The organism is Duganella levis (assembly GCF_009857605.1).
In the GTDB taxonomy this organism is placed as follows: Bacteria; Pseudomonadota; Gammaproteobacteria; order Burkholderiales; family Burkholderiaceae_D; genus Rugamonas; species Rugamonas levis.
The window spans coordinates 1-7,428 of the sequence record NZ_WWCT01000058.1; the positions used below are offsets into that span (position 1 = coordinate 1).

Annotated in this window: 11 protein-coding genes; 8 read left to right on the forward strand and 3 right to left on the reverse strand. The window is 63.8% G+C overall.

The annotated features are described in order from the left end of the window. From GTP69_RS30335 to bufB, 6 genes are all read left to right on the forward strand, one after another. The coding region (locus GTP69_RS30335; RefSeq protein ID WP_161058353.1) for a general secretion pathway protein GspB at positions 1-407 on the forward strand (407 nt) is incomplete at its 5' end. Positions 408-475: 68 nt separating this feature from the next. Next, complete coding sequence (locus tag GTP69_RS30340) at positions 476-655, forward strand: hypothetical protein (protein ID WP_161058354.1); 180 nt, start codon at positions 476-478, stop codon at positions 653-655. 72 nt (positions 656-727) lie between these two features. Next, the gene (gene mobB, locus GTP69_RS30345) at positions 728-1,273 is read left to right on the forward strand and encodes a molybdopterin-guanine dinucleotide biosynthesis protein B (RefSeq protein WP_161058355.1); all 546 of its coding nucleotides are present in this window, start codon (positions 728-730) and stop codon (positions 1,271-1,273) included. A 54-nt stretch (positions 1,274-1,327) separates the two neighbouring features. Further along, positions 1,328-1,519, forward strand: coding sequence for a YjfB family protein (locus GTP69_RS30350; RefSeq protein WP_161058356.1), 192 nt, complete (start codon positions 1,328-1,330; stop codon positions 1,517-1,519). Positions 1,520-1,685: 166 nt separating this feature from the next. Then, positions 1,686-1,937, forward strand: coding sequence for a BufA1 family periplasmic bufferin-type metallophore (locus GTP69_RS30355; protein ID WP_161058357.1), 252 nt, complete (start codon positions 1,686-1,688; stop codon positions 1,935-1,937). 5 nt (positions 1,938-1,942) lie between these two features. After that, a complete protein-coding gene (gene bufB / locus GTP69_RS30360) occupies positions 1,943-3,589 on the forward strand; it encodes an MNIO family bufferin maturase (RefSeq protein WP_161058358.1) in 1,647 nt (548 codons plus the stop codon). Positions 3,590-3,604: 15 nt separating this feature from the next. On the opposite strand, the gene GTP69_RS30365 is transcribed toward bufB, so the two are convergent. Next, on the reverse strand, positions 3,605-3,898 hold the full coding sequence (locus GTP69_RS30365) for a hypothetical protein (RefSeq protein ID WP_161058359.1): 294 nt from the start codon (positions 3,896-3,898) through the stop codon (positions 3,605-3,607). 140 nt (positions 3,899-4,038) lie between these two features. Continuing rightward, positions 4,039-4,257 (reverse strand): RNA-binding S4 domain-containing protein, encoded by a 219-nt coding sequence (locus tag GTP69_RS30370; RefSeq protein ID WP_110846892.1) that lies wholly within the window; start codon positions 4,255-4,257, stop codon positions 4,039-4,041. 193 nt (positions 4,258-4,450) lie between these two features. Here GTP69_RS30370 and GTP69_RS30375 point away from each other — a divergent pair, with 193 nt between their 5' ends. After that, a complete protein-coding gene (locus GTP69_RS30375; RefSeq protein WP_161058360.1) occupies positions 4,451-5,362 on the forward strand; it encodes a hypothetical protein in 912 nt (303 codons plus the stop codon). On the opposite strand, the gene fumC is transcribed toward GTP69_RS30375, so the two are convergent. Continuing rightward, the gene (fumC, locus tag GTP69_RS30380; RefSeq protein ID WP_161058361.1) at positions 5,359-6,756 is read right to left on the reverse strand and encodes a class II fumarate hydratase; all 1,398 of its coding nucleotides are present in this window, start codon (positions 6,754-6,756) and stop codon (positions 5,359-5,361) included. The two genes, GTP69_RS30375 and fumC, sit on opposite strands and share 4 nt — an antisense overlap. 153 nt (positions 6,757-6,909) lie before the next feature. Between fumC and GTP69_RS30385 the strand changes: the two genes are divergently transcribed. Next, the coding region (locus GTP69_RS30385) for a type IV pilus assembly protein FimV (RefSeq protein ID WP_371868204.1) at positions 6,910-7,428 on the forward strand (519 nt) is incomplete at its 3' end.

Consider the following 7,428-nt stretch of genomic DNA (forward strand, 5'->3'; position numbering starts at 1 on the left):
CGCCGACGCCGTTGCCGGCGCCGGTGGCGGATTTGCCGCAATCGGTCGCCAATCTGGCGCGCGCCTCGGCGCCCGAGCCGTTGCCGGCGTCATCGCAGCCGGCACAGTCGCAGGCTCAGTCGGCTGCGTCGGCCAAGCCGTCCACGGCCGCCGCCAATCCAGCCTCAACCTCGGATGAGCCGGTCGTCAACCTGCGCGACCTGCCGGAGCCGATCCAGCGCGCGATTCCGCCGGTGGCGGTCGGAGGCTATATCTACTCCAAGAACGCCGCCGACCGTTTATTGCTGGTCGACAAGGTTCTGCGCCACGAAGGGGAGGAAGTCGCGCCCGGCCTGCTGCTGGAGAAATTGCAGCCGAAAGAAGCCGTATTCAATTTCCGCGGCTACCGTTATCGCGTTCCCTATTGAAACGTAATTCGCCTGTCATAAAAAAATGATATTTTTCCATCATTGTGAGCTCTGCAAGAGGAAATATCATGAAACAGTTGAAGTGCCTGCCATTCCTGATCGCCGCTGCCGCCTACGTGCCGCGCGCCCACGCGGCCGACATGGGCCAGTCGGTTGAACCCAGCAGCATCAGCCTGCTCCTGATTTGCTTCGGCCTGATCGTGCTGGCCGGCGCGCGCCAATCTGGCAGCATCAAAGTCAAGGAGTAATCGGCGCCTGCTGCGCCCATCAACTGTTGCTGCGTATAATGACGAGCATCAACAGGATGGTGAGGTAAGGCAATGCATCAAGTAAGTCCCACGTTCGCGCGCAAGGTGCTGGGAGTGGTCGGCACGTCGGGCAGTGGCAAGACCACGCTGCTGGAACATTTGCTGATGCAACTGGCGGCGCAGGGTCTGAAGGTCAATGTCATCAAGCATAGTCACCACGATTTGCAGTTCGAGCCGCCGCACAAGGACAGCGCTCGGCTGCGCATCGCCGGCGCGGCCGAAGTAATGGTGGGGTCGCCGTTTCGCTATGCCATCATCCATGAGCTGCGCGACGCGCCCGAACCAACGCTGGATGAACAGCTGGCGCGCATGTCGCCGGCTGACCTGACCTTGCTGGAAGGCTTCAAGACCTATCCGATCGACAAGCTGGAAGTGCACCGGCTGGAAAACGGCCGCGCGCCGCTGTATCCGCATGACGAGCGGGTGGTGGCGGTGGCGGCTGATCATCCGCGTCCGGACGGCTTGCGCGCCAGCCTGGCGTGGCTGGACCTGAACCAGCCGGCCGAGGTGCTGGCCTGGTTGCTAACCCATCTGAAAAAAACTTCATTGCAGGGCTAAAGTTGCCGGCGCAGCCTCCGTTAATAGGGGTGATAGCTCTTAATGGAGGTACTTATGGACGTTACCGGTATTGCTCAACTTTCAACCACGATGGCTGACACGGGCACCAAGCAGGCAGTCGGCATTTCTGTATTGAAAAAAGCCCAGGACATCCAGGCATCCAGCGCCAGCGCGCTGATCGAGGCGATTCCGCCGGTGCCGAATCTGCCGTCTCACCTCGGCAACACAATTAACACCAAGGCCTGACCGGCCGCTGGCGGACGCGTCCTGCGCCGCCTTGTTGTTCCGCGCAGATCCTGCTGCGCGGCGCGTGTTTGCGCACGCCTTCTTTCCCTTGCGATGGTCCAGATGCGGAGCCGCCATATTGCTGGTAGGCTGCGGGTGTTTTCATTTTAATTTCAGGAGATTTAGCATGAATAAACGTCAAGCTTTGATCGCGGCGGCGCTGGCGACGGTGTGCGCGGCACAGGTGGCCCCGGCTGTTGCGGCCGACGACAAGGAAAAATGCTACGGCGTCGCCAAGGCCGGCCAGAACGATTGCGCTACCAGCGCGCATTCCTGCGCCGGTCAGTCGAAGACCGATAGTGAGCCGGGCGAGTGGAAATATGTGCCGAAGGGCACCTGCGAGAAGGCAGGCGGCAAGACTACGCCGCCGGCCAAGTAAGACTGATGACGGCGTCGGTGAGCACGGCTGCCGCGCTGGGTGTCGGCGTCGGTTTGCGGGCGCCGCATTACCGGCAATTCCTCGACCAGCGGCCGCGTGCCGGCTGGCTGGAGGTGCATAGCGAGAATTATCTCGATGCGGGCGGCTGGGACTGGCATGTGCTGGAACAGTTGCGGCGCGATTATCCCGTGAGTCTGCATGGCGTCGGCCTGGGACTGGGCTCGGCGCGTGGTTTTTCAGATGCGCATCTCGCGCGCGTGCGGGCGCTGGTGAAGCGGGTTGAGCCGGTATTGGTGTCCGAGCATTTGTGCTGGGGCGCGGTGGCGGATCGCCAACTGAACGATTTGCTGCCGATGGTGCTGGACCGGGCGGCGCTGGCGCTGATGTGCGCGCGCGTCGAGCAGTTGCAGGAGGCGCTGGGGCGGCAGGTGTTGCTGGAGAATGTGTCGACCTATGTGCGCTTCCATGCGGATGCGATGAGTGAGGCGGAGTTTCTGGCGGCGCTGGCGGCACGCACCGGGTGCGGGCTGTTGTTGGATATTAATAATTTGTATGTGAACCAGTGCAACCACGGTGAGGATGCGCTGGCGGCCATGCTGGCGATTCCGCCGGGCGTGGTGGGCGAGATGCATCTGGCTGGACATCTGGTGACACCGCAGGCGGTGATCGATCACCATGGCGACCGGGTGGCCGAGCCGGTCTGGCACTTGTACGAGGCGGCTTTGCAGCGCTTTGGCGCGGTGCCGACCTTGATTGAGTGGGATACGGATCTGCCGGCGCTGGACGTGCTGCTGGCCGAGGCGGACCGCGCCGCCGCGCTGCACGCCCGCGCCGCCGCTGGCGCATCGCCGACCGTGCGCGCTGCGCCAGGCATGGCTGCTGCGACCGTTGCCGAGGCCGCCGACGGCGTGCTGGCGGATGCGCAGCAGTTATTTGCCAGCGCTCTGCTGGATGACGGGGTGACCGTGCTGACGCAGTTCAAGTCCGCCCACAGCGAACACCGCTTTGCGCTGTATCGCGGCAACCAGAGCGCCACCTGGCACAAGACGCTGGCGGCCGCCTATCCGGTGGCGCTGGCGCTGGTGGGCGACGAATTCTTCGGCGGCCTGGCGCGTGCCTATGGCCGCGCACAACCGGCCGACAATCCCGATCTGAACCACTTCGGCGCGCGCTTCGCCACCTTCCTGCGCGATTTCCCGCACGCGGCCCAGCTGCCTTATCTGCCAGACCTGGCGGCGCTTGAGTGGGCCTTGCACCGCGCTCATTACGCGCCACAGGCGGACGGCCTCAGCGCCGCGCAACTGGCGGCCATCGCGCCGGATCAAATCGAAGAGACCACCTTCCGCCTGAATCCTGCTGTACAACTGCTGGCATCCGAGTGGGCGGTAGTGCCGCTGTGGCTGGCGCATCAGCCGGGCAGCGGCGTGGCGTTTCCAGAGGAGATGGCGGTTCCCAGTCAAGCGCTGGCGGCACGTCCGCAATGGCAGCCTGTCCTGTTGCCGCTGGATGCAGCGGCGCACGCCGCCTTGCAGGTACTGGAACAGGGCGGCACTTTTGGCGCCGCGCTGGATGCGGCATTTGAACTGGATGAGGCGTTTGATGTCGCAGCCGCGTTGCAGCAATGGCTGGCGCAAGCGGTGCTGGTGGCATAGGCCGAAGTGGTGGCGTCAGTTGTCGCGCTTGAAGGCGCGCAGCAGCTGGGCTTCGCCGGTCAGGTCGCGGTGCAGGCGGGCGGCGACGGCGGTCAGTTCGATCATGCGGTCGATGTGCACATCCTCGAAGCGGGCCAGTTCGGTGGTCGCTTTTTGCAACGCATCGGCCAGCTTGTTGCGGGCCACCTGGTACAGCGTGCCATGGTACTGGTCGGTGTTTTTCAACAGCTCTTCGGCATTTTCGATCACCTGCCGCAAGTCGCCCAGCAAGCTCTCCTGGGTGGGGCTGAGTGGTTGCTGACCGTCCATGACATCCCCCTTTAGGCGAACTGGTTGAAATGACAAGCCCGCCTACTATAGCGAGGCCGGGGCGAACCGGCTTGCGCAAGATCAAGCCTGCGCCGGCGCAGTTTGAAGCTTACATCATAATTTCCATAATGCAAGTAATATTACGTTGCAACCACAGTAATATGGATGTCGCCCACGCGCACTTGCTGGCCGGCGCGGATCTTGGCGGTCTTGCGCAATTCTTTTTTGCCGTCGACTTTGACATCGCCGCTGGCCACGATCATCTTGCCGGCGCCGCCGCTGTCGCACAGGCCAACCAGTTTCAATAACTGATTTAGCTCAACAAACTCGCCGTTTAATTCGAAACTTACTTTCTGCATTTTATCCTCTGGTGCCATGATGTGAAGGTGGTGTTGCCCCTGCTTAAGTCTAGTGTAGCGGCATTCCGACAGGCGCGCAGTTTACCCTATCAGCAAGACGTCAATCCGATTGCTAGGTAGAAAAGAAGTTGCTATTCTGAGGTAACTGCTACTTTTTCAGGCAGGGCGCAACGACCTTCCAGCGAGTTGCATCATGAATAAGTTTTCTTTGACCTTGGCAACAGCCAGCCTGCTCGGCGCCGACGCACTGGCAGCTGACCAGCTGACGCCGCTATCCACTTTTCCCTGGTATGAACCGCGCGCCAGCGCAACCTTGCTGTTTAACTCGGCTGACCGCCAGACGGCGCTGGCCGAAACCTTGCAGCAGGCCGGCACGCGCCGTTTCAGCGCGGTGACCGGCATGCCGCAGCTGCATTTCGGCGCGCTGCCGGACAATCTGAGCTTGCTCGATCCGCTCGGGCCGGTGCTCAACGAGCGCGGCAAGCGCTGGCTGAGCAGCGCCGACTTCGAGAAAAAAATGGGACGCGGCACCGGTATCCTGACCCTCGGCATCCTGCGTGAGGCAGGCGGGGCGCCGGGCATGCAGCAGAGCATGTCGATGATGCTGAACACGCGTCCAACCACCACCTTCACCTCGTTGTCGCTCGGCTATGCGCTGACGTCGCGCAGCGCGCTGATGGCGATGGCGTCGTATGGCAAGACCGAGGGCATCGGCAGCCCGGACAGCCTGCTGGCGCAGGTGTCGTCGGTGCGCACGGTGGCGTACAGCGTCGGCTATGTGCGGCGCCAGTGGCTGGCTGAGAACGACCGGCTGGCGCTTACCCTGTCGATTCCGGCGCGGGTGCGCACCGGCACGCTGGAGTACAGCGGCGCGGCGGTCAATCTGGCGCCCACGCCGGGCGCGCTGGCGCTAGGTGTGCCGACACTGAACCTGCGGCCCACCGCCACCGAACGCGACCTGGAATTCAGCTACACCCGCCTGTTCGGACGCGAGGGCAGCAAGGGGCGGCTGACCGGGGCGCTGATGTGGCGCGTCAATCCCGGTCATGACGCCAACGCACCCCCGGACGCGCTGATGGGCGTGCGCTACTCCTACGGCTTTTAGCCCTTGGCGCCCGGCCGCGTCATGTCCAGCGGCACAATCCACTGCTCGAATTGCTCGGCGGTGACGTAGCCCAGCGCCAGCGCAGCCTCTTTCAAGGTCGTGCCTTCATGCTGCGCTTGCTTGGCGATGGTGGCGGCCTTGTCGTAGCCGATGTGCGGCGCCAGCGCGGTGACCAGCATCAGCGACCGTTCCATCAGTTCCTCGATGCGGCCACGATTCGGTTCGATGCCGTGCACGCAATGTTCCTCGAAGCTGCGCATGCCGTCGGCCAGCAGGCGCGCGCTTTGCAGGAAGTTGTGGGCGATCATCGGCTTGTAGACGTTCAGCTCGAAGTTGCCGGAGGCGCCGCCCATGGTGATGGCGACGTCGTTGCCGAATACCTGGCAAGCCAGCATGGTCAGCGCTTCGCACTGGGTCGGATTGACCTTGCCCGGCATGATGGAGCTGCCCGGCTCGTTTTCCGGGATGCTGATTTCGCCCAGGCCGGAGCGCGGGCCGGAGGCCATCCAGCGCACGTCGTTGGCGATTTTCATCAAGGCGGCGGCCAGCGATTTCAGCGCGCCGTGGGCGGACAGCAGGGCGTCGTGGCCGGCCAGCGCGGCGAATTTGTTGTCGGCGGTCTTGAACGGCAGTTTCAGCGCGTGGTCCAACTCGGCGGCGATGCGGGTGGCGTATTCGGGATGCGAGTTGAGCCCGGTGCCGACCGCCGTGCCGCCGGCCGCCAGTTGCAGCACGCCGGGCAGCGCCGCTTCGATCGCGTGGGTGGCGAAGTCGAGGTGGGCGACGTAGCCGGAGAATTCCTGGCCCAGGGTCAGCGGGGTGGCGTCCTGCAGGTGGGTGCGGCCGATTTTGACGATGTCGGCGAAGGCTTCGGCCTTGGCGTGCAGGCTGTCACGCAGCTGTTTGATGGCCGGCAGCACGTTGTGCGCCAGCGCCTGGGCGGCGGCGACGTGGATGGCGGTCGGGAAGATGTCGTTGGACGACTGGCCTTTGTTGACGTCGTCGTTCGGGTGCAGCACGCGCCGTTCGCCGCGCACGCCGCCCATCAGCTCGGAGCCGCGGTTGGCCAGCACTTCATTCATGTTCATATTGGACTGGGTGCCGGAGCCGGTCTGCCACACGGCCAGCGGGAATTCGCTTGGGTGGCGGTCAGCCAGCACTTCGTCCGCAGCCTGGGTGATGGCGATGGCTTTCGCGCCATCCAGCAGGCCGAGGTCGAGGTTGACGCGGGCGGCGGCACGCTTGACGCTGGCCAGCGCGTGGATCAGTTCCAGCGGCATCTTCTCGGTGGAGATGCGGAAATGTTCCAGCGAGCGCTGGGTTTGCGCGCCCCACAGTTGGGCGTCGGGAACGTCGATCGGGCCGAAACTGTCACGTTCACTACGGGTGCTCATGGTGAATCCTTGGTAGTAAAAGAAGGTATTTGAGTGTAGCGCAGTTTGCAAAAATTAACCGGGGGCTACAAAATTGGGAATTTCCGCCGTTATAGCTGTTATACCTTTTGAATTCTCGCCTGACCGCGATCCTGGATGATGCCGCTTAAGTCTTTGCTAACTTCGATTTGCGCCCTGGCCGTGGCTGGCGCCACGCTGGGCGCCGCTGCCGCCGAGCTGGGGGATATCGCGCCGCGCTCGTATATCGGCCAGCCGCTGGCGGTGGATATCGACCTGGTGGCGCTGACACCGGAGGAGGTGGCGGGCCTGCAGGTGCGGCTGGCGGACGGCAATGTGTATCGCGGCGCCAATGTGACGATGAATCCGGCGCTGGCGTCGGTGCGCATGCAGGTGGAGCGGCGCGGGGCGCGGTCGGTGTTGCATGTGACGACCACGCGGGCGGTGGATGCGGATTATGTGCATCTGTACGTGGAGCTGGGCGTGCCGGGCAAGCAGGATGTGCGGCTGGCGACGGTGTGGTTGCAGAAGGATCCGAATCCGCCGGCGCCGGTGGTGGTGGCGCCGGTTGCGCCAGCCATGCCGCCAGCCAGCGCGATGACGCCGGCGCAGGCGGAGCAGATTACAGCGCAAGCCAGGGCGGCGCGGTTGGCGGCCAGCGGGGCGGCCCGGGTG

Excerpts from the sequence above, each read along its gene's own strand:
- bufB (WP_161058358.1), top strand. The coding sequence starts at position 1,943 with ATGACGGCGTCGGTGAGCACGGCTGCCGCGCTGGGTGTCGGCGTCGGT.
- mobB (WP_161058355.1), top strand. The coding sequence starts at position 728 with ATGCATCAAGTAAGTCCCACGTTCGCGCGCAAGGTGCTGGGAGTGGTC.
- GTP69_RS30350 (WP_161058356.1), top strand. The coding sequence starts at position 1,328 with ATGGACGTTACCGGTATTGCTCAACTTTCAACCACGATGGCTGACACG.
- GTP69_RS30355 (WP_161058357.1), top strand. The coding sequence starts at position 1,686 with ATGAATAAACGTCAAGCTTTGATCGCGGCGGCGCTGGCGACGGTGTGC.
- GTP69_RS30340 (WP_161058354.1), top strand. The coding sequence starts at position 476 with ATGAAACAGTTGAAGTGCCTGCCATTCCTGATCGCCGCTGCCGCCTAC.
- GTP69_RS30370 (WP_110846892.1), bottom strand. The coding sequence starts at position 4,257 with ATGCAGAAAGTAAGTTTCGAATTAAACGGCGAGTTTGTTGAGCTAAAT.
- fumC (WP_161058361.1), bottom strand. The coding sequence starts at position 6,756 with ATGAGCACCCGTAGTGAACGTGACAGTTTCGGCCCGATCGACGTTCCC.
- GTP69_RS30365 (WP_161058359.1), bottom strand. The coding sequence starts at position 3,898 with ATGGACGGTCAGCAACCACTCAGCCCCACCCAGGAGAGCTTGCTGGGC.
- GTP69_RS30375 (WP_161058360.1), top strand. The coding sequence starts at position 4,451 with ATGAATAAGTTTTCTTTGACCTTGGCAACAGCCAGCCTGCTCGGCGCC.